This window comes from Pseudooceanicola aestuariicola (assembly GCF_045763785.1).
Classification (GTDB): Bacteria; Pseudomonadota; Alphaproteobacteria; order Rhodobacterales; family Rhodobacteraceae; genus Pseudooceanicola.
Genome location: NZ_JBJGSF010000029.1, coordinates 1 through 699, shown reverse-complemented (window position 1 = coordinate 699; position 699 = coordinate 1). Strand labels below are relative to the sequence as shown.

Genomic DNA, 699 nt, shown 5'->3' with positions numbered 1-699 from the left:
TGATCAGCCCCACCTGAGTGGTCCGGTTTGATTGTTAGTGCATGACCGGTCTCGGGTCCATCGGGACGATGGTTTCCGGGGCGGGAGGGCGATAGCCCAAGGCACTATGTGGTCGTTTGGTATTGTAGTGGTTCCTCCATTGTTCGATCAGGATTTCCGCTTCCCGAAGGTTGTAAAAGACTTCTCCGTTGAGCAGTTCATCGCGGAACCTGGCATTGAAGCTTTCGCAGTAGCCGTTTTCCCAAGGTGACCCGGGCGCGATGTAAGCGGTCTTGGCGCCGACGGCCCTGATCCAATCTTGAACGGCCTCAGCCACGAACTCCGGGCCGTTGTCAGACCGGATGTAATCCGGCACACCCCGCATGATGAACAGGTCGCTCAAGGCATCGATCACGTCACCCGAGTTCAGCTTGCGCTTCACCTTTATCGCCAGGCATTCCCGGCTGTGCTCGTCCAAGATGTTGAGCGTCCGGAAGACCTTTCCGTCCTCCGTCCGGCAGTGGACAAAGTCATAGCTCCAGACGTGGTTGCGATACTCAGGACGCAGCCGGACACAGGATCCGTCATTCAGCCAGAGCCGTCCCTTCTTCGGTTGCTTCATTGGCACTTTCAGCCCCTCTCGTCGCCATAGGCGCTCGACCCGCTTGTCGTTCACCTCCCAGCCCGCATCTCTCAGCAAAGCCGCGATCCGACGATAGC

The 699-nt window shown here is 58.2% G+C and carries 1 protein-coding gene; it reads right to left on the bottom strand.

Annotated features, from left to right (window positions below; all coding sequences use genetic code 11):
- Window positions 1–34: 34 nt before the first annotated feature.
- Window positions 35–699: IS3 family transposase (locus ACI3GR_RS20140; protein WP_407497039.1), on the bottom strand; the 665-nt coding region annotated here is incomplete at its 5' end.